General features: G+C 41.9%; 24 protein-coding genes and 1 pseudogene. 19 read left to right on the top strand and 6 right to left on the bottom strand.

Annotated elements, in window-relative coordinates; genetic code table 11:
- Positions 1-29 precede the first annotated feature (29 nt).
- Entirely contained in the window at positions 30-311 is a 282-nt protein-coding gene (locus tag J7E32_RS05430; protein ID WP_214904730.1) for an AbrB/MazE/SpoVT family DNA-binding domain-containing protein, read from the top strand.
- Between the two features lie 42 nt (positions 312-353).
- On the opposite strand, the gene arcA is transcribed toward J7E32_RS05430, so the two are convergent.
- Positions 354-1586, bottom strand: a complete 1233-nt coding sequence (arcA, locus tag J7E32_RS05425; RefSeq protein ID WP_214904727.1) for an arginine deiminase — start codon at positions 1584-1586, stop codon at positions 354-356.
- 474 nt (positions 1587-2060) lie between these two features.
- On the opposite strand from arcA, the gene J7E32_RS05420 reads away from it, so the two are divergent.
- Both J7E32_RS05420 and J7E32_RS05415 read left to right on the top strand, forming a co-directional pair.
- Positions 2061-3251, top strand: a complete 1191-nt coding sequence (locus J7E32_RS05420; protein WP_214904725.1) for a glycine C-acetyltransferase — start codon at positions 2061-2063, stop codon at positions 3249-3251.
- Positions 3252-3317: 66 nt separating this feature from the next.
- Positions 3318-4262, top strand: a complete 945-nt coding sequence (locus J7E32_RS05415; RefSeq protein WP_214904723.1) for an L-threonine 3-dehydrogenase — start codon at positions 3318-3320, stop codon at positions 4260-4262.
- Between the two features lie 30 nt (positions 4263-4292).
- On the opposite strand, the gene selD is transcribed toward J7E32_RS05415, so the two are convergent.
- The gene (selD, locus tag J7E32_RS05410; RefSeq protein ID WP_214904720.1) at positions 4293-5345 is read right to left on the bottom strand and encodes a selenide, water dikinase SelD; all 1053 of its coding nucleotides are present in this window, start codon (positions 5343-5345) and stop codon (positions 4293-4295) included.
- A gap of 192 nt (positions 5346-5537) precedes the next feature.
- Here selD and J7E32_RS05405 point away from each other — a divergent pair.
- Together J7E32_RS05405 and selA are read left to right on the top strand one after the other, a co-directional pair.
- Positions 5538-5726, top strand: a pseudogene (locus J7E32_RS05405) (Rdx family protein); the annotation flags it as partial.
- A gap of 158 nt (positions 5727-5884) precedes the next feature.
- Positions 5885-7291 (top strand): L-seryl-tRNA(Sec) selenium transferase, encoded by a 1407-nt coding sequence (gene selA, locus J7E32_RS05400; RefSeq protein ID WP_214904717.1) that lies wholly within the window; start codon positions 5885-5887, stop codon positions 7289-7291.
- A gap of 59 nt (positions 7292-7350) precedes the next feature.
- Here selA and J7E32_RS05395 read toward each other — a convergent pair whose 3' ends face one another.
- On the bottom strand, positions 7351-7494 hold the full coding sequence (locus J7E32_RS05395) for a small acid-soluble spore protein P (protein WP_214904714.1): 144 nt from the start codon (positions 7492-7494) through the stop codon (positions 7351-7353).
- A 114-nt stretch (positions 7495-7608) separates the two neighbouring features.
- On the opposite strand from J7E32_RS05395, the gene J7E32_RS05390 reads away from it, so the two are divergent.
- Positions 7609-7866 (top strand): hypothetical protein, encoded by a 258-nt coding sequence (locus J7E32_RS05390; RefSeq protein WP_214904712.1) that lies wholly within the window; start codon positions 7609-7611, stop codon positions 7864-7866.
- A gap of 144 nt (positions 7867-8010) precedes the next feature.
- Here the strand turns inward: J7E32_RS05390 and sspO are convergent, their stop codons facing one another.
- Positions 8011-8160, bottom strand: a complete 150-nt coding sequence (gene sspO / locus J7E32_RS05385; protein ID WP_214904710.1) for a small acid-soluble spore protein O — start codon at positions 8158-8160, stop codon at positions 8011-8013.
- Positions 8161-8492: 332 nt separating this feature from the next.
- Here sspO and acnA point away from each other — a divergent pair, with 332 nt between their 5' ends.
- The 3 genes from acnA (at position 8493) to J7E32_RS05370 (ending at position 13877) form a co-directional block, all read left to right on the top strand.
- Entirely contained in the window at positions 8493-11201 is a 2709-nt protein-coding gene (gene acnA / locus J7E32_RS05380) for an aconitate hydratase AcnA (RefSeq protein WP_214904707.1), read from the top strand.
- 955 nt (positions 11202-12156) lie between these two features.
- Positions 12157-12705, top strand: a complete 549-nt coding sequence (locus J7E32_RS05375; RefSeq protein ID WP_214904704.1) for a hypothetical protein — start codon at positions 12157-12159, stop codon at positions 12703-12705.
- A 302-nt stretch (positions 12706-13007) separates the two neighbouring features.
- A complete protein-coding gene (locus J7E32_RS05370) occupies positions 13008-13877 on the top strand; it encodes a DMT family transporter (protein ID WP_214904700.1) in 870 nt (289 codons plus the stop codon).
- 186 nt (positions 13878-14063) lie between these two features.
- On the opposite strand, the gene J7E32_RS05365 is transcribed toward J7E32_RS05370, so the two are convergent.
- Positions 14064-15350 (bottom strand): NCS2 family permease, encoded by a 1287-nt coding sequence (locus J7E32_RS05365; protein WP_214904698.1) that lies wholly within the window; start codon positions 15348-15350, stop codon positions 14064-14066.
- A gap of 136 nt (positions 15351-15486) precedes the next feature.
- Here J7E32_RS05365 and J7E32_RS05360 point away from each other — a divergent pair, with 136 nt between their 5' ends.
- The 10 genes from J7E32_RS05360 (at position 15487) to J7E32_RS05315 (ending at position 23440) form a co-directional block, all read left to right on the top strand.
- Positions 15487-16377 (top strand): LysR family transcriptional regulator, encoded by an 891-nt coding sequence (locus tag J7E32_RS05360; RefSeq protein WP_214904695.1) that lies wholly within the window; start codon positions 15487-15489, stop codon positions 16375-16377.
- 61 nt (positions 16378-16438) lie between these two features.
- Positions 16439-16975, top strand: a complete 537-nt coding sequence (locus tag J7E32_RS05355; RefSeq protein WP_214904693.1) for a DUF3231 family protein — start codon at positions 16439-16441, stop codon at positions 16973-16975.
- A 155-nt stretch (positions 16976-17130) separates the two neighbouring features.
- A complete protein-coding gene (gene mtnA, locus J7E32_RS05350) occupies positions 17131-18180 on the top strand; it encodes an S-methyl-5-thioribose-1-phosphate isomerase (RefSeq protein ID WP_214904690.1) in 1050 nt (349 codons plus the stop codon).
- Between the two features lie 661 nt (positions 18181-18841).
- Entirely contained in the window at positions 18842-19363 is a 522-nt protein-coding gene (locus J7E32_RS05345) for a peroxiredoxin family protein (RefSeq protein ID WP_214904687.1), read from the top strand.
- Positions 19364-19530: 167 nt separating this feature from the next.
- Positions 19531-19662, top strand: a complete 132-nt coding sequence (locus tag J7E32_RS05340; protein WP_041964980.1) for an FbpB family small basic protein — start codon at positions 19531-19533, stop codon at positions 19660-19662.
- Between the two features lie 67 nt (positions 19663-19729).
- Entirely contained in the window at positions 19730-19873 is a 144-nt protein-coding gene (locus J7E32_RS05335; RefSeq protein ID WP_079509087.1) for an acid-soluble spore protein N, read from the top strand.
- Between the two features lie 130 nt (positions 19874-20003).
- Entirely contained in the window at positions 20004-20225 is a 222-nt protein-coding gene (tlp, locus tag J7E32_RS05330) for a small acid-soluble spore protein Tlp (RefSeq protein ID WP_214904685.1), read from the top strand.
- Positions 20226-20346: 121 nt separating this feature from the next.
- Positions 20347-22668, top strand: a complete 2322-nt coding sequence (locus J7E32_RS05325) for an AAA family ATPase (RefSeq protein ID WP_214904683.1) — start codon at positions 20347-20349, stop codon at positions 22666-22668.
- Positions 22669-22698: 30 nt separating this feature from the next.
- A complete protein-coding gene (locus J7E32_RS05320) occupies positions 22699-23142 on the top strand; it encodes an acyl-CoA thioesterase (RefSeq protein ID WP_214904671.1) in 444 nt (147 codons plus the stop codon).
- Position 23143: 1 nt separating this feature from the next.
- Positions 23144-23440 carry a hypothetical protein gene (locus J7E32_RS05315; protein ID WP_214905033.1) on the top strand — a complete coding sequence of 99 codons (297 nt, stop codon included), beginning with the start codon at positions 23144-23146 and terminating at the stop codon, positions 23438-23440.
- 28 nt (positions 23441-23468) lie between these two features.
- Here the strand turns inward: J7E32_RS05315 and J7E32_RS05310 are convergent, their stop codons facing one another.
- A complete protein-coding gene (locus J7E32_RS05310; RefSeq protein WP_214904669.1) occupies positions 23469-23762 on the bottom strand; it encodes a HesB/YadR/YfhF family protein in 294 nt (97 codons plus the stop codon).
- Positions 23763-23792 lie beyond the last annotated feature (30 nt).

Genomic DNA, 23792 nt, shown 5'->3' with positions numbered 1-23792 from the left:
CATAATTTTTTTGAAGGGAAGGATGCTATATGAAGGCTACAGGAATTGTGAGGAAAACAGATCAGCTTGGCAGAGTGGTCATTCCTATGGAGCTTAGGAAAAAACTGAGTATCGGGGAAAGTGATCCGCTTGAAATTTTTGTTGATGAGGATATGATTATCCTGAAGAAATACCAGCCAGATCTGACTTGTCTCATTACGGGAACGATCAGCAATGACAACATGACGCTCGCAGAAGGTAAAATCGTTTTAAGCAAAGAGGGAGCAGAACAATTGATCAAAGAGCTGCAAAGCTACCTTGCAACCAGCTAGAACAAACATTTAAAGCAGTCCCAAGGGGACTGCTTTTTTTAATCAAAGATCTTTCCGATAAATCGGCATGCTCATACAACGCGGGCCGCCTCGTCCTCGTGATAGCTCCGAACTTGGAATCTCAATGACTTCGACTCCATTTTTACGCAACAAGTCATTCGAAACATAGTTACGGTCATAGGTAACGACCACACCTGGTGCAATCGCAAGTGTATTGGAGCCGTCGTTCCACTGCTCCCGGGCCGCGGCGATTTCATGTCCGCCTCCACAAGGAATCAGTACGAGTTCTTGAAGACCAAGGACTTCCTTTAGTGTTTGTGTCAGGTTTGAGCGTTCAGAAATATTAAGAGAGTCAGGATCCATGCCTTTTTCGAGAATATAGATTTTCATATTTCCATTAGGGCCTTCAATTCCATGATGGATTGTGAACTTCTCATGATCAACCATTGTAAATACAGTATCAAGATGCATATAAGCTCTTAATTTAGGAATTTCAACTGCAACTACTTTTTTAATGGTACCGTTCCTTGCAAAAATCCGTTTCGCCAATTTTTCAATCGCCTGTGCAGACGTCCTTGCACTAACCCCAATCGCAATCACCTCACGACTGAGTACCAACTCGTCTCCACCCTCTAATGGATAATATTCATCACGGTCATACCAATGTGGAATATCATGCTCGGAGAATCTAGGATGGTGTTTAATGATAAAGTCCATGAACAATGATTCTCTTTTTCTTGCACCTTCACACATCTTGTTTAGAGAGACACCATTTCCAATTACGGCTGCGGGATCCCTTGTAAAATAAAGATTTGGCATTGGATCGAGAAAGAAAGGATAGTAATCATCGAGCAGCTCATGTAAGTGGACTTTTTTCTCTGGCTCGATTTCTGATTTAAGAACCCCTGACATGACTTTTCGGATCATTTCATCAGTTGAAAAAGAATGAAGATACTCTTCCACTGTTTGTCTCGAGCCATTCAAATTGCTCTTGCTTTCATTCAATACCTGATCTATGAACTGTTGATGTAACTCATCAGTTTTTAATGCTTCTTCCATTAATTTTTCCAAGTAGAGAACTTCGACTCCGCGGTTTCTTAGTACATCTGCGAAATAATCATGTTCTCTCTGTACTGCGGGTAAATAAGGGATATCGTCAAAAAGAAGTCTCTCTAGGTACTTAGGAGTTAGGTTTTCTACTTCCTTTCCTGGCCGGTGCAAGACGACGGATTTTAACTCACCAATTTCAGATGTTACGTTCAAAGGATGTTTCATATAAGTAGCCTCCATATTCAGTATCTATTTCTATATGAAATAAGGAGGAAGTGATTATTATGTAAAACCTCAAATTTCACTGCCCCCGCCAAACTGCTTGCCTGCAGACTGGCTCCCTTTTCTATACCCTAATAAAAACTTTCAAACCTATTTTTCGAGCTCATTCATCAATGTTACGGAAGAACCTTCATTTAAAAGCATGTGATAGGGTTATAAATGAATGTTACCATCAAAGCGAAAGCAGCATTTCTTAAAAAATCATGCATTGTGACAAAAAATAGGGAAAACTAATCAGATAAAAAAGAAAGCGTTTTCTGTCCTTCATAGATGTACAAACAAAATAAATATGATAAAGTATATTTTGTGAACACACATTAAACATGGAAAAAGAGATAAAAATATTGTCCTCTCCAAAAAGACAGATGTATCCATTATAATGACATGCCAAATGTGATGGCAGAAAGGGGATTTACGATGTCTAGTAAAACATTGGATCAGTTTTTAAATGAAAACCTGGAGGATTTAAAAGGGAAGGGTTTATATAATGTAATCGACCCGCTTGAGAGCCCAAATGGACCAGTCATAACCATTAATGGGAAAGTGATGATTAACCTCTCCTCAAATAATTACCTTGGACTCGCTACGGATGAAAGACTGAAAAAGACTGCAGATGAAGCCATTGAAAAATTTGGAGTGGGAGCAGGTGCAGTACGTACAATCAACGGAACGCTCCAGCTGCATATTGAACTAGAGGAAGTATTGGCGAAATTCAAGAAGACAGAAGCTGCGATTGCATACCAGTCCGGATTCATGTGCAATATGGCTGCCATTTCAGCTGTAATGGATAAAAACGATGCAATCCTTTCTGATGAATTGAACCATGCCTCAATCATTGATGGCTGCCGTTTATCCAGGGCAAAGATCATCCGCTTCAACCACTCAGACATGGAAGACCTTCGGGCAAAAGCTAAAGAAGCGAAGGACTCTGGCCAATACAATAAAATCATGGTCATCACTGACGGAGTATTCTCAATGGACGGAGACATCGCAAAGCTTCCGGAAATTGTAGAGATCGCCGAGGAATTCGACCTTATTACATACGTCGATGATGCCCACGGTTCTGGTGTGCTTGGTGAAGGTGCCGGAACGGTTAAACATTTCGGCCTTTCAGATAAAGTCGATTTCCAAATTGGTACTCTATCAAAGGCTATTGGTGTAGTCGGAGGGTATGTTGCTGGTAAACAAAACTTGATCGACTGGCTGAAGGTTAGAAGCCGTCCGTTCCTTTTTTCAACTTCACTGACTCCGGCCGACGTTGCTGCCAGCAAGAAAGCAATCGAAATTTTGATGGAAAGCACAGAATTAAACGAGCGTTTATGGGAAAATGCAAATTATCTGAAAGAAGGTCTGCAAAAACTCGGCTTCGACATTGGCCATTCTGAGACGCCAATCACTCCATGTATCATTGGCGATGAAGTCAAGACGCAGCAGTTCAGCAAAAGGCTTTACGAAGAGGGAGTATACGCTAAATCAATCGTATTCCCTACAGTACCACGTGGAACTGGCCGTGTAAGGAACATGCCTTCGGCAGCACATACAAAGGAAATGCTGGACAATGCCATTTCTATTTATGAAAAAGTAGGCAAGGAATTAGAGATTATTTAATTGGATATGCCGGTTTGAACGTCAAACCGGCTTCCTTTTTCAGAGTAACCGGGAGGAATACATATAATGAAGAAAATCTTAATCACTGGCGCGCTTGGCCAGATTGGTTCTGAATTAACAGTTAAACTACGCGACATCTATGGTCAGGATAATGTAATTGCGACGGACATCAGGAAAACTGATTCTGAAGCTGCTTCTAACGGTCCTTTTGAGATCCTTGATGTCATGGACGCAAACAAAATGGTTGAATTGGCAAAAGAATATAATGTCGACACTATCATGCATATGGCTGCATTGCTGTCTGCAACGGCTGAAACCAAGCCGGTATTTGCCTGGAACCTTAACATGGGCGGCCTGATGAACGCTCTAGAAACTGCGAGAGAATTAAATTTGCAATTTTTCACACCAAGCTCAATAGGTGCATTCGGGCCTAATACCCCTAAGGACAATACCCCTCAGGACACCATCCAGCGTCCAACAACAATGTATGGTGTAAACAAAGTGGCCGGTGAGCTGCTTGCTGATTACTATTTCCACCGTTTCGGGGTAGACACAAGGGGAGTAAGATTCCCAGGTTTGATTTCTTATGTGACCCCTCCAGGCGGCGGTACAACGGATTATGCTGTAGAAATCTACTATGAAGCAATCAAGAATGGAAAATACAGTTCATATATTGATAAAGATACTTACATGGACATGATGTATATGCCAGATGCGCTTGGGGCGATCATTGACTTGATGGAAGCTGACCCTTCCAAGTTGATTCACAGAAATGCTTTCAACGTTACAGCAATGACCTTTGACCCTGAGGAACTGACAACGGAAATCAAGAAGCATATTCCTGGGTTTGAAATATCCTATAATGTCGACCCTGTACGTCAAGCAATCGCAGACAGCTGGCCGAACTCTATCGATGCATCAGCTGCGGCTGAAGAGTGGGGCTTCAAGGCGAAGTATGATCTCTCAAGTATGACTGCTGACATGCTGGAAAAATTAAAAGCAAAGCTATAGATAAAAGGAAAAGGTGAAATCTCATTGATTTCACCTTTTTACATAGATAAGTTTATCTTTCTTTTCTGTGACCTTCCCAACAATAGCCGCATGAACAAGCCCCTGGTTCTTCAAGGCTTCCACATATTGCCCGGCTTCGCTTTCATGAAGCGAAACAAGGAGTCCTCCGGAAGTAATCGCATCACAGAGTATTAACTGCTCTTCAGTAGAAATGTCCTTATACTCTACATCGTTATCCAGCCATTTATGGTTGGATTTTGATCCTCCAGGCACAATTCCTTTTGCAGCCAATTCATATGTACCTTCTAAAACTGGTACGTCAGCTAATGAAATTTCAAAACTGACATTGCTGCCACGAGCGATTTCACTCCCATGTCCAAGCAGTCCGAACCCTGTTACATCCGTTACAGCATGTGGGGTGAACGCCTTTAGAGCATCTGCTGCCGATTTGTTCAGCAAGGCCATTGTTTCCGTTACCTCTTGCTCTTGTTGTGCAGTTACTGCGTTGCGCTTGATTCCTGTTGTCATGATACCGACTCCGATAGGTTTTGAAAGAACAAGTAAATCACCTGGCTCTGCGCCGATATTTTTCCAAATAGCACCAGGGTGGGCTAGACCCGTCACGGATAAGCCGAATTTAGGTTCCTGATCATCAATTGAATGACCGCCAATCGTCACTGCGCCAGCTTCCTTCACTTTGTCACTGGCACCTCTCAATATTTCTGCAAGCATATCTGGACCAAGCTTTTTGATCGGATATCCCACCATATTAAGGACTGTTTTAGGTTCGCCGCCCATTGCATATACATCGCTCAGGGCATTCGCCGCTGCAATCTGTCCAAACATATATGGGTCGTCCACTACAGGGGTGAAGTAATCAATTGTTTGGATCAGGGCGATATCGTCGGTAAGTTTATATACACCTGCATCATCGGAAGTCTCATGTCCGACTAGCAATTCAGGAACATTTTCCTGTGCTGGTAATAGACGCAAAACTTGCGTCAAGTCCTCGGGACTGATTTTGCATCCTCAGCCAGCCTTTGTTGACAGTGATGTTAAACGGATTTTCTCGTGTTCACTCAACCTGATCACCTCCACAAAAAAGTATACTCTTTCTTGTTTTTAAAATCATCCTTAAGCTATTATTATTTGCACTGACAATGGCTTTACACTAAAATGACAGTAAAAACATATAAAAAAGTACAACAGGGGGATTTTGCAATGAAGAATTTTCTAGTAACCATCCAATTTTGCATGCAGTGAAATTATGCACCAAAAGCCGCGAGTTTCGCGGAAGAATTATTCACGCATTTTCGAAGCCAGATTGAGAAGATGGAGCTGATTCCAGCTTCCAAAGGAGCTTTTGAAGTAACAATAAATGGCCAGACAATATATTCGAAACTGGATACAGGTGTTTTTCCTGATACAGACGACATGATCAAACATATGGAAGCGATGAATTAATGCCCTGGCAATTAGCCGGGCTTTTTTATTCTCTTTTTTGGATAGCTAGCGGTTTTGGCTTTCCGTCTCTCCTTCATGTTCACCGTTTTGAAAAAACTTTTAATTGGGCAATAATGATATAATTAGTGAATGCATTAATATTGTGGGGGAGATCGAGTTTGAAACAGTTTTTAAGGCAGCTTCCTGCTGTACATGAACTACAGAAAGATACCAGATTTTTTGATCTGATCAAGAAGCATGATGCAGATGCTGAGCGTTTTACCGAAATAATTAAAGACGTGTTAAATGATATAAGAAAAGAAATCGTTAACGAAGAATGGAGCGGGCCAGAGCCTGGTACCCAATTGTTTGTTGACCATTTATTTAGATTATTTGATACATCCGCAGCAGAGAGATTTGACTATACACTCAAAAGGGTTATTAACGCTACAGGGACCATACTGCATACGAATCTTGGAAGGGCAAGATTGAGCGAGAATGCAGTGAAGCATGTAGTAGAAACTGCCAGGTATTACTCCAATCTCGAGTATAGGTTGAAAGAAGGCGAGCGCGGGTCCCGGCACAGCCATGTCGAAAGTCTAGTTAAAAAAGTCACTGGGGCTGAAGCGGCGATGGTCGTTAATAATAATGCTGCAGCAGTTTATTTAATCATGAGTGCACTTGCAAAAAACAAGGAGGTCATTGTTTCGCGCGGGCAGCTTGTTGAAATAGGGGGTTCATTCAGGATTTCTTCCATTATGGAAGAAAGCGGTGCTCATTTAGTGGAAGTTGGAACAACCAATAAGACGCATTTATATGATTATGAGAATGCAATCTCTGAAGACACCGGGATGATTTTGAAGGTCCATACGAGCAATTTTAAAATATATGGATTCTCGAAAACTGTTGATACAGAGGAATTGGCCAAACTATCAAGTAAGCACGAGCAGGTCATTTTTTACGAAGATCTCGGCAGCGGTGTTCTTTATGATTTCACACGCCATGGAATCGGTGACGAACCCGTTGTAGGAGAAGTACTGAAAATGGGTGCAGACATTGTTTCTTTCAGCGGAGACAAGCTCCTTGGCGGTCCACAGGCTGGGATCATCGCAGGTAAGAAGGCACTGATAGATAAGCTGAAAAAACACCAGCTGGCAAGAGTCGTTCGAGTAGATAAAATGACACTCGCGGCGTTAGAGGGAACTTTGATGGATTACTTAAAGGGTGAGCAGGGGTTACTCCATATTCCTACACTAAGAGACTTGCTTGTTCCTATTGATGAACTGAGAGCCAGGACTGAGCGTTTTGCGGAGAACATTAATTCCTGTGAAGGTGGACTAAAAGCGGTTGTGACAGAAGGAACTAGCCAGGTTGGCGGAGGGACGATGCCCGATGTTCAGCTTCCAACCTATCTTGTCTCAATAAGTCATCCGGATGTTAGCGCTGAACATATTGCCAGAAAGCTTCGAACGGAACATTCTCCGGCAATCGTGGTTCGGATTCAAAAGGAAGAAGTTAATGTTGATCTTCGGACCGTTACAGAAGAAGAAGAAATATCTCTTTTAAATGCTTTAAAACAAATTTAAAAGTAAGGGCAGCCTTTTTCTGGCTGCCCTTACTTTTTTGCGGTGCGCAATGAGCATATTTACATATCGTGGTGTGAATTATGTTTTTGGCGAGAGTGGTTACGGTTTTTCACTTTCTTCGATCCGCTTAATGGAGCAGGCTGACTGTCTTGATCGCCCTTTGGAGCATTTTTGCGCATATCTTTGGAATCATTTTTGTTCATTGCTCATCCCTCCTGAGTTTAGGATTTGATTTTAAGACGAATTTATACTGAATAAATTACTTATAACTGAGCAATTTAACGATATAGATTTAATACACCAGGAGGAAATCACACATGCCTTATCATAAAGATAAACAGCAAGCCTTTCAGGCAGCACAACAAGGATTCGAAGACGCACAAGGTCTGTACTCGGAAATTGTTCGGGACAGCGCAAGCTACGGTCATCAGTTAAAGCACCTTAAAAATGAAGTGAATGAAGCATTCCAGCAGATTGAAAATGCCCTTGAAAACGCATCTGACCACCAACGGGCACAGCTTGAAAGATTTCGGCAGGACTTGCACAGCATAGTAACTGAGGTAAATATGGAATAAGAACAAAAAGCGCAAGAGCCTCTTTGGGCGGAGACAGAAGCGAATCAAGGGGCTAGGCGCTGGAGTTGGAACAAGACCACTACATGTAAGTTATCCGTAACTAAATCAACAGGAAAAGCGGAAGGGAAGCCTTCCGCTTTTTGTTTATTGATTCTTTTTCCTCTTTTTATTGTTTTGCTTTTCCAGTTCTGATAATGGTTCGTTTTCCATTTCCTCGTTATATCCGGCTCCATTGCCTTGCGCTTTTGCAGCATTCGCTCCAGGGATGACATGATTTGCTTTTCTTTTTACCATAGAATTCACCTCCATCCGCCATATTTTTTCCCACAATCACTTACACAATCCAGCTTTTTCATTTTTGTGAAATAGTTTTCCTTAAAGTTGGCGGAGAAAGGAGAAGGATTTTTTCTTTGATAAAATCCCATTAAGAATGTTTTAATCGTGTTAACAATTTTTATGATAAGTAAAACTTATCAACCACAATAACTTTCTTGTTATTTACTTATACATAAGGTTATATTAATATGAAATTGTGAGAAAAGTTAGGATGGAATACAAGATTCAAACTTTTCGACAATTACTTTTATTTAGTTTATGATGTTTACGTAAAAGAAGGGGGTAAACATATGTCAAACCAAGATGTTTTTAACGCCCGCAGTTCATTTGAAGTTGACGGGAAACGCTATCATTACTATAGCCTGGCAGCATTAGAAAAGGCTGGAATCGGCAATGTATCAAAACTGCCTTACTCAGTGAAGGTATTGCTTGAATCCGTACTTCGCCAGCATGATGGCTTTGTAATCACAAAAGAGCACGTTGAAAATCTAGCAAAATGGGGAACTAGCGAAGTTAAAGAAGTGGATGTGCCTTTCAAGCCTTCACGTGTCATTCTTCAGGACTTCACTGGTGTACCTGCAGTCGTTGACCTTGCATCACTCAGAAAAGCAATGGCAGACATGGGTGGAGACCCGCAAAAAATCAATCCAGAAAAGCCGGTTGATCTAGTTATTGACCACTCAGTACAGGTTGATAAATACGGAACTCCAGACGCACTTAATGTAAATATGGAACTCGAATTCGAACGTAATGCTGAACGTTACCAGTTCTTAAGCTGGGCACAGAAAGCATTCGATAACTACCGTGCTGTTCCGCCAGCAACAGGTATCGTGCACCAGGTTAACCTTGAGTACCTTGCAAATGTTGTTCATGCTGTAGAAAATGCAGATGGCGAATTTGAAACTTTCCCTGATTCATTGGTGGGTACTGACTCACATACTACAATGATCAATGGTATAGGTGTTCTTGGATGGGGCGTAGGCGGTATCGAGGCAGAAGCTGGAATGCTTGGCCAGCCTTCATACTTCCCAGTACCAGAAGTAGTAGGTGTGAAATTAGTAGGAGATATGCCGAACGGCGCTACTGCAACTGACCTTGCACTTAAAGTGACACAGGTTCTTCGCAGCAAAGGCGTTGTTGGCAAATTCGTCGAGTTCTTCGGACCTGGCGTAGTTACACTTCCACTTGCTGATCGTGCGACAGTTGCCAACATGGCACCTGAATACGGCGCAACATGCGGATTCTTCCCAGTAGACGGAGAAGCATTGGATTACATGCGCTTGACTGGCCGCACAGAAGACCACATTAAAGTGGTTGAGGCTTACTGCAAGGAGAACGGATTATTCTTTGATCCTGCATTAGAGCCAGTTTATACTGATGTAGTAGAAATCAATCTTTCTGACATCGAAGCTAACCTTTCTGGTCCTAAGCGTCCGCAGGATTTGATCCCACTTTCTGATATGCAGAAATCCTTCAAGGAAGCATTGACTGCTCCTGCAGGAAACCAGGGATTCGGCCTTGATAAGAAAGAGATCGAAAAAGAAGCAGTGGTCGAGTTCGCTAATGGCGACAAGACAACAATGAAGACTGGTGCAATCGCGATCGCCGCGATCACTAGCTGTACAAATACATCTAACCCATACGTACTTGTTGGGGCAGGACTTGTAGCCAAGAAGGCTGTTGAGCTGGGAATGGAAGTTCCTAAGTTCGTAAAAACTTCATTGGCACCTGGTTCAAAGGTTGTAACTGGATATCTTCGTGATTCAGCATTGCTTCCTTACCTTGAAACACTTGGCTTTAACCTTGTAGGTTATGGATGTACGACATGTATCGGTAACTCTGGCCCATTAAAGCCGGAAATCGAAAAGTCTGTTGCTGAAAGCGACCTTCTGGTAACTTCAGTACTTTCCGGTAACCGTAACTTCGAAGGACGTATCCACCCGCTTGTAAAAGCAAACTACCTGGCTTCGCCGCCATTGGTTGTTGCATATGCACTTGCAGGAACAGTGGACATCGACCTGCAGAATGACCCAATCGGTAAAGATAAAGACGGCAACGATGTATTCTTCAAGGATATCTGGCCTTCAACTGCAGAAGTGAACGAAGTCGTTCACCGCGTAGTTACTCCAGAGCTATTCCGCAGAGAATACGAAACAGTATTCACTGACAATGAAAAGTGGAATGAGATCCAAACAAACAGCGATCCGCTTTATACATTTGATGAAGATTCAACTTATATCGCAAACCCACCATTCTTTGAAGGTTTAACTCCAGAGGCTGGGGAAGTTGCTCCATTGAACAGCCTTCGTATTGTCGGCAAGTTCGGTGATTCTGTAACAACTGACCATATTTCTCCTGCAGGTGCGATCGGCAAAGATACACCAGCTGGAAAATACCTGCGTGAAAAAGGTGTAGAACCTCGCGACTTCAACTCATACGGTTCACGCCGTGGTAACCACGAAGTCATGATGCGCGGAACATTCGCCAACATCCGTATCAAGAACCAAATCGCTCCTGGCACAGAAGGCGGCTTCACAACTTACTGGCCAACGAACGAAGTCATGTCCATCTTTGATGCTTGCATGAAGTACAAAGAGCAGGGCACTGGCCTTATGGTTATTGCAGGAAAAGATTACGGTATGGGATCATCCCGTGACTGGGCTGCAAAGGGTACGAACCTATTAGGAATCAAGACTGTTATCGCTGAAAGCTTCGAGCGTATCCACCGTTCAAACCTTGTATTGATGGGCGTTCTGCCACTTCAATTCAAAGCTGGTGAGAATGCAGAAACTCTTGGCCTGACAGGCAGAGAATCATTTGATGTCCAGATCGATGAAAAAGTCCGCCCACGCGACATCATCACTGTGACAGCTACTGATGAAGACGGCAATAAGAAGACTTTCGAAGCTCTTGTGCGTTTCGATTCAGAAGTCGAAATCGACTACTACCGTCACGGCGGAATCCTGCAAATGGTTCTTCGTGATAAGTTAAAAGCATAAATTGTTACACAGAACCCCCTGGTCTTTATGCGGACCTGGGGGTTTTTTGTGTTTATTGTAGAGCTGCTTTTATTCGTCATTAGATCAGTTAAGAATATCGGGAGGGTGATCTTGACAGCTTTTCACCTGAAGAGCTTTAACCTGTCAAGATAACGGGTTAATCTTGACAGGTTTTCACCTTTAGCGGCTGAACCTGTCAAGATAATGGGTTAATCTTGACAACTTTTTGCCTAAAGCGGCTGAACCTGTCAAAATAACGGGATAATCTTGACAACTTTTCGCCTGAAGCGGCTGAACCTGTCAAGATAATGGGTTAATCTTGACAACTTTTTGCCTGAAGAGCTCAAACCTGTCAAGATAATGGGTTAATCTTGACAGCTTTTCACCTGAAGAGCTTTAACCTGTCAAGATAATGGGTGAATCTTGACAGCTTTTTGCCTGAAGCGGCTGAACCTGTCAAGATAATGAGTTAATCTTGACAGCTTTTTGCCTGAAGCGGCTGAACCTGTCAAGATAATGAGTTAATCTTGACAGCTTTTTGCCTGAAGTGGCTGAACCTGTCAAGATAATGGGTGAATCTTGACAGCTTTTTGCCTGAAGCGGCTGAACCTGTCAAGATAATGGGGGAATCTTGATAACTTTTTGCCTGAAGTGGTTGAACCTGTCTAGATAACGGTTAATCTCGTAACCTTTAACCTCATGGAGCTCAAACCTGTCAAAATCCAGCTTGATATGGAAAGCTGTTTTCGCGAGGTTATGCTATTGTTTAGTGAAAATAATCATTAGAAATGTCTATTAAATACAGTTTCCTCGATTATTTTACAGTGAGGAATGCTTCTAACTTACTGAACTTACAAAATTCCCGAAAACTTCTAATGTATCGACAACTTCTCTTATTGAAATTTGCTGGCAAAAAGGTATGTTTAAGATAGATGGAACATAAGGAGTGTTTTCTATGGGCCTAGTATCAATAGTTGCAAGAGAAGATTTTATTTCATTGGTTACCGATTTGGGGACTCATCAGATAATCAATGATATCAGGTTTAAAGAATTAATACCAAATACAGCCTTCATTGCTTTCTCAGGTGATGAGGAATATGCCATGATGGCCGCAAGTGCTGCTGAAATTCTCGTTAATCAAGGAATGAGTCTTAAAGAATTGGCAGAATCAATCCAGTCATCAATCAATAGTTCCATGCTCATGGAGGATGGACAGCCCTTTGAAGCAGTGGTCGCAGGGTACTCTCAAAAAGGGGAAGCACAGTATCATGTCATATCCAATACAAAGCCCCTTGAATCCTATTATCCGCGTGCTGGTGAGAGTCTCTACTATGTAAACGGTCATGAATCGATGCTTGTTCTTGAGAAGTCCTTGAAGATGTATGGCATGGGGACAGTTGACCAGGCACAGGCTGCCCAAATCCATTTGCTGCAGGAAGCGGCAAAGTTCATTCCAAACGTTCATACAAACCCATCCTCATATATTCTCAAAAAAGCAAATTAAAACCTGCCTGTTTTTTTGGTGCCCTATCTATAAACATAAAAATGGCGTGTAAACTGAAATTAGTTTTGACACGCCATTTTTATGTTTATTTTTTTTGCACCCACATATAAACAATCTCATTCACGTGCCTTAAAGATGTCAGCAGGTTTTAGGTACGAAAACAAGGGAATTATCGTTAATACCTTTTTTAAAACATATATTGATGTTGAGGTCTTAAGAAGAATTGTTTGTTTTTAAATGTTCGTGAATTATGGCGCGGGATGAAAAATTCAAACCCATACTTCTCATAAGGGGGGCGCAACATGAAATTTGCAGGGGTAGGCTTAGTTATACTAGCGGCAATATTCTGGGGCATTAGTGGAGGAATTGCCGATATTTTAATGACCAGAGGCTGGGATCCTATTGTGATATCCCTATACCGAGCGGCTGTTGGATTTATATGTTTTTTTGCCTGGTTTCTCTTTCGCTTTAGACAAAATTGGACCTTATCTACCCGTTTATACATATGGTCTTTATTGGCGGGTATAGGAGTTGCTGGAAATTTCACTTTTTATTTTCTAAGTATCCAAGCCTCAAGCATTGCTGTCGCTGCTACTCTAATGTACACGGCGCCTGTCTTCGTCCTCTTAATATCTTTTTTGTTGCGAATAGAACGTTCAACTTGGTTTAAATGGGGGTGCATTGCAGGTGTACTTATAGGAATTACCCTTCTTACAGGTGCCTACAACACCGAATCGGTTTCAGTGAGTCTTCTAGGAGTGACAGCGGGGCTAACTGCTGGTCTTTCCTATGCATTGTTTATCTTCGGGTTTAAAAATGCCTCTTCTATCGGAAAGCTGCAGACCACGTTAACCATTGCATTCTTTTCATTATGTCTCATCCTTTTTCTTTTTGCAGACAAAGATGAAGCTGTTGCTGTGGTAACGTCAAGCGACATAGGATGGTTTCTTCTATTAGGGATCGTTGGTGCTGGAATTTCATTTATTTTTTATGTGATTGGCATTCGTAAAACTGCCCCAACAACTGCTTCAATGGTTGCTATGGTAGAGCCGGTTACAGCTTCATTATTTGGCGTTCTGATTATCGGTGACCATTTGACCACTATTCAACTTATTGGAATGATGGTCATCTTGGTTACGATCACTGTACTTAGTGTGAAGCAGTCCGACTGAGCAATCTCCAACTAACTTAATGGATCATTTTACTGTGAAACGGCATTTTCGTTTTAAAACACAACGACCAAAGAGAAAAGGACGGCAGGATACACTAACGTCCTTTTCTCTTTGGTCTATTTAGTGTTTAAGGCATGTAACATTTTTGAGGTACTCATAATATTCCGAAGATCATTTACGCAGCTCTTAAAGTGCATATTGCAGCACGAAGTTACCAAGAAACAGCAATGCAATCATATAAAGTGCTGGCTGGATTTCTCGGCCTTTTCCCATCAGCAGCTTTAGGAGCGGGTAAAGGATAAAGCCAATCGCCATGCCATCTGCAATGCTGTAGGTTAATGGAATCAATACAATAATCAGAAGTGCTGGGAAGCTTTCCATTAAATCATCAAGCTTGATGTTGGTTATATTTTGAAGCATCAATATTCCTATTAAAATTAATACCGGTGATACCGCACTTTCAGGTACTACTTTAATAACCGGAATAAGGACGATTGAAGCCAGAAACAGGACACCTGTTGTAACACTCGTTAAACCTGTTCTGCCGCCAGCCGCAATCCCTGCAGCACTTTCTACAGAAGATACTGTTGGGCTCGTGCCTAAAATACCTGCAGTGGCAACCGAAATCGAATTTGCTTGAAGTGCCCTCTTACTTTTTTGTGTCTGGTTAAGCATTTTTGTATGGCCATGGATCAGACCGATGTTTTCAAAAATGACGACCATCGCAAGAGAAAAGGCTGTCAGCCAGAAAACAAAATTTCCTGCCTGGGCAAATGACAGCTGCCCAAAGACAGATGTGTACTCACTAATTGCCGGCATGCTCCACGAAACTCCTCCACTTCCGAAGTCACCGAAAAGAAGGGAAAGTACAGACGTAAACACAATGCTCAGCAATAGATTACCTGGAATGTTTTTAATGAATAATACAACTGTGACGATTAGACCAATTAATGTGATGAGTGCAGTTGAGCTGCTTAAATCACCGATTTCAAGCAGCGTGTGTTCCGAGTTTGTAATAATGCCGCTATTATCAAAACCGATTAAAATCAACAGTATTCCAATACCGACTGTAATGGCTTCTTTCAGTGAGTCAGGAATGGATGCGATGATTGTCTTTGCCAGCGGAGTGAAGGCTAAAATCATGAACAGGATTCCCGATACAAAAACCATCGCAAGAGCTTCTTGCCATGTGAAACCGCCGGACTGGACGATTGTATATGTAAACATCGCGTTTAATCCCATACCCGGAATCACTAGAATCGGAGTGTTACTCCAAAATCCCATGAGCAAACAGCCCGCAAACACTGTGAGAATCGTGGCGATGATTCCTGCTTCGAGTGGGATGCCTGCTGCTGCTAATATTGTTGCGTTGACAATGATAATGTATACAACTGTTATATAGGAAATAAGACCTGCAGATAGCTCTCTACCAAACGTTGTACCATGTGCCTGTAATTGAAATAATTTATCCATTATTTTCTCCTCTCTCTTATACAGATAAATTTTTCCGTTTTGAAACGAATGAAAATATCGTACCATAGACCTTAGGTATATTTAAAATATATAATTTGTATTAAAATCATATCTTTTTTAAATAGAAGGAGTTTTTATGGATATTAGACAGATGCGATATTTTATCGCGATCGCAGAAGAAAAGAATATAACAGCTGCAGCACATAGACTTCATATGTCACAGCCGCCGTTAAGCCTTCAATTAAAACAAATGGAAGAAGAACTAGGAGTGATGCTGGTTGAACGTCATGGGAAAAAGCTTGAATTGACTGATAAGGGTGAGCTGCTATACAGACATGCACTAAATATTGTCCATGCCTTTGAGGAAGTGAAAAATGAACTTCAAGAGACGGATGAAGGGAGGAAGGGAAATTTATCGGTTGGAATCAACACACTATCTGTGCCAGAATTTCCTGAATGGGTGGAAGCATTTCACACATCCTTTCCGCTTGTCTACCTGCGGATTGTCCAAAATGACTCTGCCTACCTAGCTGAACTTGTAAAAAATCGAACAATAGAACTGGGGCTGGTCAGGCTGCCATTGGCTAATCAAGATCTTAACTACCTTCCTTTATACAATGAATCATTTGTTTTCGTTTGCAGAGAAAATGGGAAAGACGAGATATCAATAGAAGAAATAAGCAATTTTCCGTTAATTTTACCATCTACAGAGGGACTTGGAAGCTACAATATAATCCATGACGCTTTTACAAAAGCACAGCTTCCGCTTCAGGTCATATGTGAATGCTCAGATATGAATGTGCTGATGCAAATGGTTTCCTCAGGGATTGGTTCAACTATAGTTCCTGTATCTGTTTTTCAATCATATGGACATTCAAATCTTTTCACCCGGAATATTTCAGATGCCGAGTTGGTATCATCTGTTGGGTTAATCTGGTTAAAACAGCATCACCTTTCCAGACCGGCAAGGAATTTCATTGGATTGGTCAAGCAAAGACTAGGGTTATCCGATAATGGTGATGAATAGAATACCTTTATAAATCTAATAATAACCCCAAATTCTGTTGCAGAAAGGAAGGTGTCCTGCTTTGAAACTTTTTGAAGTGATGAAGGATGCTTTCGGTCCTTTTATGGACGGGGACAAAAAGCCATTGCATGTCGGAGAAGTAATGAATCTATGGTTTTATCTTCATGGGACTGAACAAACCCTTAGATACGATCAACACGCCTACAATTTAGCCCAGGACCCTGAACTCAAAGAAAAGATCGTAGATATCATCGAAAATGTCCACAGACCAATGATTAAGGAACTGACACAGTTTTTCAAGGATGAAGGAATTCCACTCCCTGATGTTGGAGCAGAAAAAATCGTAGGTGAATTCAAGGCACTTCCAGAAAGGGCAAGGATGAATGATGAGGAAATCGCCAATTTAATCGCCTACAATCTTGTAGTAGGAATCACATCAGCAACAAGGGGAATTACTGAATCCGTCCGATCGGATGTTGGTTACTTATTTGCGAAGTACCATATGATGAAAATCACCTTTTCCTTGACACTTAAAACGCTAATGCAGGAAAAAGGCTGGCTAAGGGTGCCACCATACTATATTACTGGTAAAGAGTAAAGGCAGCGTCAATGGCGCTGCTTTTTGAATGTGACGATATTTAAAATGGTGGGGGAAAATTCCTGTAAAGATAATTTTCATTTGCTCTGTGGCTTATAATTGATAAAATGATATATAGTTTCAGAATTGTCTTAAAAGCCATAAGGAGGATCACCATGGAAGAAACATTTTTACAATCAGTAAAATATGACGGTGAAAAAATATATATTTTAGACCAAACAAAACTTCCCCAGGTTACTGAGTTCCTGGAAATTAACAATATTGAAGATGTATGGGATGCGATTAAACAACTTAAAGTAAGGGGCGCTCCAGCAATTGGTATTGCCGCTGCTTATGGGCTGGCTCTTGGTATCAAGGATGCACCCGAAAATGATTTTAATTCATTTTATAAGTTTTTCAAAGAAAAAGCAGATTATCTTGCTACATCCCGCCCTACTGCAGTCAACCTTTTCTGGGCATTAAAAAGGATGGATACACGTGCTAAAGGTGAAAGCAGTAAACCGGTAAAGGAAATTAAGCGTCTACTGGAAGAGGAAGCGCATTTAATCCGCCAGGAGGATGAAAATGTCTGCAGTTCCATTGGCGAGAATGCTTTGTCTTTATTCGAGGATGGAATGACCGTTTTAACTCATTGCAACGCTGGAGGCATTGCCACAGCAAGGTATGGCACAGCGCTAGCTCCAATTTATTTGGCTAAGGAACGAGGAATGGATATTAAGGTGTTTGCGGATGAAACCCGTCCATTGCTCCAGGGAGCGCGTCTGACTGCCTGGGAATTAATGCAGGCTGGAATCGATGTTACCCTCATTACTGACAGCATGGCGGCCATGGTCATGCAACAGGGGAAGGTACAAGCAGTCATCGTAGGATGTGACCGTGTAGCTGCCAACGGGGACGTAGCTAATAAAATTGGAACATATGGTGTCGCTTTATTAGCAAAAGCACACAACATCCCTTTCTATGTCGCTGCGCCACTATCGACAATAGATCTTGAAACAAAAACAGGGGATGAAATACCGATAGAGGAACGGGCAGCAGAGGAAATCACTGCTGGTTTCGGAAAATCGACAGCACCTGAAGGCGTTAAGGTTTTCAATCCAGCCTTTGATGTGACACCACATCACTTAATTACCGCGATCATTACAGAAAAAGGGATCATGCGAGGGAACTACAGCGAAGAGTTGCCGCGTTTGTTTGAAAAATAAGCATGATTGAATGCCAGGGCAGAGACTCCCTGGCATTTTTTATGTTGGGCTGCATCAAAAGTGATCTGCATTTGATAATTAGATTACTGGCAAAGGATTTGGACGGGTATAACCCCGTTCGGACAAATCATCGAGAGTGACGGTACGTTTTGTCTGAAGGTGCCCCTAGTTCGGACAAATCATCGAGAGTGACGGTACGTTTTGTCTGAAGGTGAACCAAGTTCGGACAAATCATCGAGAGTGACGGTACGTTTTGTCCGAAGGTGACCCAGGTTCGGACAAATCCTCAAGTGGGACGGTACTTTTTGTCCGAAGGTGACCCGAGTTCGGACAAATTATCGAGAGCGACGGCAAGTTTTGTCTGAAGGTGCTCCAAGTTCGGACAAATCATCGAGAGGGACGGCACTTTTTGTCCGAAGGTGCCCCAAGTTCGGACAAATCATCGGTAGTGACGGCACCTTTTGTCCGAAGGTGCCCCAAGTTCGGACAAATACTCGGTAGGAATGGCATGTTTTGTCCGAAGGAGGTACGCAGTGATCGACCTCCCATAGCTTTTTAATTTAAAATTCACATAATCCTCAAAATTTCTCACTTCTCCACTTTCATTATCTTTGTATACTTGGGATATCCTATTTGTAAATAAACCAAAGGGGGTGTTCCTATGGTCAAAAAAGCGATTGCTGCTGGTATTCTTGCTGGTCTGGTTCTGTTTGCGTTGTTTCAGCATTTTTATAAAACGGAAGAGCCACAAGCGATTGAAGCTTCAAAAGCAACGACTGGCATCGGTGCCGGGATGGTAGCTCCTGCTGTTACTCTGAAAAACCTTGCTGGTGAGGAGGTAAGCCTGAAAGATTACAGAGGTAAGAAGGTCATGCTGAATTTCTGGGCTACTTGGTGTCCGCCTTGTAAAGAGGAAATGCCGGCAATGGAGCAATTTTATAAAGAGAATTCAAAGGAAATTGAAATTCTTGGAGTCAATTTGGATCCTCAGAATAATGTTAAGTCGTTTGTGAAGGACTATGAATTAACTTTTCCAATATTACTTGATCAAGAGGGAACCACACAGCAAACATATTCCATCATTTCAATTCCTACCACATTCATTATTGATGAGCATGGGTTGATTCTAAAAAAGCATATTGGTTCCATGACATACGAACAGATGCAAGAACTAATGAAGTAACACCAGTACGGCTACTGGTGTTTTTTTTTATGGTAAAAATTGCATGGAAGATACACGAAAATATCGGGTAAGAATAAAATACGATTAAATTTTCAAAAAGTTGTAATAATTGCAACCGTTTCCGGACATAATAACTGTTACAATGATGACAAAGGATGGTGAACACGATGAGAAAACCAAGAAAGCGTTCTTTTCAAGAGCTTGTAATGGAAAATAAACGCCAACTTCTGAATGACCGTGATGCAATCGAGAGGATCGAGGCAAAATTAGAGCAAAAACACTTGGGTAAAGCTGAGTAAATATCATACATTACCATTTATGAAAACCTCTTCTTTAGGAAAAACTTATTCTAGAGGAGGGATATACATGAGCAATCCTAAAAAGGACAGCAAGCACTATGTTCCAAGCCATCTAGGAACGCAGCCGCGTGGATTCAGTGGCAATAAAGGAAAGAAAATGAATGATAAGTCGGGTGAACACGCCCAGGTAATACAAACAAAAGGTGAATAACCGAATGATATGCCTGCCATTTGGCGGGCTTTTATTTTATCTCCAGAAAAGTTATCCACTGTTTTCCGCTAATAATCAACACGAGTAGTAGCATACTATTGATGTACTTTTTAAAAGGAGGTACATGACAATGGCAAATCATACACCAAAGCCAGACGATCGAAGCGATAATGTGGAAAAGCTGCAGTCCATGATCCATCATACGATTGAGAACATGGAGGATGCTGAAGCTGCAATAGTCAATTCGAGTCCTGAAGACCAGCAAAGAATTAAAGCTAAAAATGAGCGCCGCCGAGAAAGCATTGATGCGTTTAGAGCTGAGATCAAAGATGAAGCGCACAACCAGCAGTAATACCGAAAAGGCCCGTCAACAGGCGGGTCTTTTTCCGTTTCGGTAAAAATGTGATAATATACGGAATGTGAACTAAATAAGATATCGTGTGTAATTAACTTTAGATAAAGAAGTGATTTGGATGGATCGACAAAAAAAACAAATCCCTATAGATGAACAGATTTTGCTATGGGAAGAAGAGATAAATACAAAAGGATATATTCAGGATGAAGCCAGTTTAATTACTGCAGTCAGGATGCTGACAAAAAGCGAAGAGAATAAGAAACTGTCCCAAACTCTTACTTTGGCTGCTCAATCGAGGGCCCAGCGAAACGGATATGATACTCTAGTCCTCGAGTGGCTAAAAACGGCGATTGAACAAGACCCGGCAAACAAGAAGGCAAAATCCATGCTCGCCAGGAATCAATGGAAAAATAAAGGGAGCCTTTTTGACCAACTTGCCTACCCGCGGATCAGGGAAACGGATAATCGGGCATTAAAAAAGAAAACAGCAGAGCAGTACATAGATATTTCACAGCAATTCCTCTCACACGCTGAAGAAGAACTTGATGACTTAACTGACCAGCATCTTGAAAAAGGGTCTGATGTTGAGGCGAAGTTCAACAGGCTGACTCATTTGCTCGAACAGGCTATTGAAGAGACGGCAGCTCTCCTGAAAGCCACAGAGTTATATGAAGAGTCAGTTACCGGGGTTTTCCACACAGCGGTTCATTATGAAGAAATGCAGAAAAGACTTCAAAGCCTCGAAGAGATCAAGGTGCAATGGGAAGAGGAATTTGCTGAAGAATTAGATAGCCAGACACAGTCTGAAAAGGATCCACTGGCTGAACTCAATAAAATGGTAGGACTGGAGTCTGTAAAGGAGAGAGTGAATGACTTTTACCGATTCTTGAAGTACCAGCAAAAACGGAAAGAGCTTGGTCTGCAAACAAAGGATGATCAAAGCTTAAATATGGTCCTGACCGGGAATCCAGGGACAGGAAAAACCTCGTTAGCCCGATTGCTTGCTAAAATATATCATCAACTTGGCGTATTGCCACGTGAAGAAATAATTGAGGCTGACCGGTCCCAGCTTGTTGGTGCTTATGTAGGCCAGACGGAGGAAAATGTCAGGAAGGTCGTCGAACAAGCTTTGGGCGGGGTACTGTTTATTGATGAAGCTTACAGTCTTAAGCGGGAAGGACAGACTGGAAATGACTATGGTCAAACAGCTATCGATACACTAGTGTCCTTAATGACAGGAAATGAGTATGGAGGCAAATTCGCTGTGATCCTTGCTGGCTATCCAGAAGAAATGCGTCAATTTCTTGATGCGAATCCAGGATTAAGATCACGATTCCCTCAATCAAATTTAATCCATCTCCCGGATTATTCAGATGAAGAACTTTTGCAAATTGCTGAGCAAGCGGCACAGGATAACGATTATGCCATGACAGAATCAGCGAAGCTCGAGCTTAGTGATCGTATTGAAAAGGAAAGAGTCGACGATACCTTCGGAAATGCCAGGACGGTACGCAATCTTGTGTTAGAAGCGATTTTTAAAAAGGGATCCAGGCCTGCTGAAGAAGATGACTTATCGGCCTATACATTATTGGAAAAAGAAGACTTTGAATCACCTTCGAATCCTCAAGCGGAAAAGCCACTAGACAGGCTGAATGCCCTTGTCGGATTAGACAATGTGAAATCAGAGGTTACTTCACTGATCTCCTTCGTAAGGATCCAGCAGCTTCGAAAAGAAAAGGGATTGCCTGCTGTTCCGATCCAGCTTCATTCTGTCTTTACAGGCAATCCTGGCACTGGAAAAACCACTGTCGCAAAGATTTATGCTGAGCTCCTGAAGGAATGCGGTATGCTAAAGCGCGGTCATCTAATCGTCAGCAGTCGGGCGGATTTTGTCGCTGGTTATGTTGGACAGACAGCCATCAAAACAAAGAAAAAAATCCGTGAGGCACTCGGAGGAGTATTATTCATAGATGAGGCATACTCTTTGCTTGGTCAGAGCTCGGGCGACTTTGGCAAGGAAGTGATTGATACTCTTGTTGATGAAATGACAAGGCATAATGAAAATCTCGTCGTTATTTTAGCTGGCTACCCTGCAGAAATGGACATGCTGCTGGAAAGCAATCCTGGCCTTAGGTCAAGGTTCAAGAAGTTTTTCCATTTTCCGGACTATAATGCGAGTGATTTGCTGCTCATCATTAAGAACTACGCTGGAAAGTATCAATATAAGATAAAGGTGGAAGCTGAAGCTTTTTTAACTGCAAAACTCTCAGAAACAGAAATCAACGGAAACGGTCGATTCGCTACTAACTTAGTGGATGAGGCGATACAATCCCAGGCATATCGATTGATTGACGTCGAAAATTTTGAGAATTTAGGTGAAGCTGTTTTATACTTGGAAAAACAAGATTTTGAAGCGGCTTTAAAAAAGCTGATAGATTAAACTAACAAGAAAAAACAAAGGGGATTGCTAATGATAATTTCTTCTAGGGAGATCGAGGTTAGATATGCCGAAACAGACCAGATGGGAGTCGTGTATCACGCTAATTATCTGGTGTGGATGGAACTGGGCAGAACTCAATTGATTAAGGAGCTTGGCTTTAATTATGCAGAAATGGAGAAGGACGGAATCATCTCACCTGTTCTTGATATCCAAGCTTCCTATAAAAAACCGCTGAGATATGGAGATACAGCTACAATCAAGACTTGGGTGGAGGAATATGATGGCATTCGCTCCGTCTATAAATATGAAATCTTCAATGGTGAGGGTGATCTTGCGTTGACTGGCAGCTCAAAACATGTCTGTGTTAAAAAGGATAGCTTCCGGCCGATTTCATTAAAAAGGAGCTACCCTGACTGGCATGAAGCTTATCTGCAGGCAATGAAGAAGCCAGAAGATGAAAAGGAGCAAGTCTGATTTGGCTTTCGGGATCAAGCGTCATGAGCTTGAAGAATGGAAAGCTAAAATCGATAGAGGGGAGATTGCCTTCCTGACCCATTATTGGATTGATGACCGCTTTCCAGAGTGTTCTACGGTTACAAAAGTAGGTTGCAGGGATCTTGAAAAGTTAGCTGAATGGGGAAGAAGATATGGTTTGCGGCCGGAATGGATCGACAAAAGGAAGATAAAGTATCCTCATTTCGATCTTTTAGGAACAAAGCAAGCTGAGATTTTGAAACAAGAGGGCATTAAGAGCGATATTCTAAAAGGATAGAAATAAGGCAGGCGCGAATGCGTCTGCCTTATTTCTTTTCGAATTTGAAATCAGGTTCCTGGCCAACCGGGTGGAGTTCCACGGTCATATCATGGCCGTCAAAATACCAAATATCTTTCTCTTCAATATAATAGGTGATTCCATTTTTTTCTGTTTTTACCCCAATGTGATCCGGTTCTTCTTTGGAGACACCTAATGAAAAACCTTTCTGGATTGAACTGAAGCCGCCATACCGGACAAAAAATCGCAAAAAGCTTCCGGATGAAAGGTCCATTTCATTTTCATACCATGCTGCTGCATCATCATTAATTGTAATATTCATATTGTTCTCCTTCCATACCAGATAGACCGA

It is taken from the genome of Bacillus sp. ISL-55, assembly GCF_018613155.1.
In the GTDB taxonomy this organism is placed as follows: domain Bacteria; phylum Bacillota; class Bacilli; order Bacillales; family Cytobacillaceae; genus Mesobacillus.
This window is presented reverse-complemented; position numbering and strand designations above follow the sequence as displayed.